The organism is Catenulispora rubra (genome assembly GCF_015356825.1).
Taxonomy (GTDB): Bacteria; Actinomycetota; Actinomycetes; order Streptomycetales; family Catenulisporaceae; genus Catenulispora; species Catenulispora rubra.
This window is the reverse complement of the sequence record NZ_JAACYW010000705.1, coordinates 1-586: the sequence shown is the minus strand read 5'-3', so window position 1 is coordinate 586 and position 586 is coordinate 1. Positions and strand designations below refer to the sequence as shown.

The 586-nt window shown below is 74.1% G+C and carries 1 pseudogene; it reads right to left on the bottom strand.

Annotated features, from left to right (window positions below):
* Positions 1-19 precede the first annotated feature (19 nt).
* Positions 20-586, bottom strand: a pseudogene (locus GWK61_RS55050) (hypothetical protein); the annotation flags it as partial.

Below are 586 nucleotides of genomic sequence, written 5' to 3'. Positions count from 1 at the left end.
GCCCCGGCCCCCTCACCCCTCAAGCGTGCTCCAGCGGCCGCTTCCCATGCAGCCGCACCGGCTCGCCGAGCAGGCCCGTGTCCAGCGTCCCGGCGGCGTCGGCGACTAGGCGCCAGCTGGCGTTCTTCGGGGTGCCGAGTACCAGGACCGACCAGCGGCCGTCGGCGGCGCCGGCTAGGGCGCCGACGCGTTCGGGTTCGCGGCCGGTGGGGGCGTGGGCCAGGACCAGGACTCCGCCGTCGGATTCGTCCAGGGTGGCTGCTGCGGCCTCGATGCTTGGGGCGTCCTCGACGCCCGGTAGTTCCTCGCTGGTGGAGCCGAAGCCGATGCGGAGCACCGTGGTGCCGCGGGACCAGGGGCTGGCGGCCAGTTCGCGGATCCAGTCGGCTACCAGGGGCTTGGTCAGGCGGGATTCGCCCTCCAGGCTGATCATGCCGTGGGCTTCGGCCAGGTTCAGCAGGACTCTGCCTTGGTCGGTGTCGCCGGTGGAGACCAGGCGGGGGTAGGGCGCGGGCAGGGCGTCGTCGACCGGGGCGCTCTGCAGCAGGCGCAGGGGTGCCGACCAGGAGCGGCCCTGGTGCTCGGC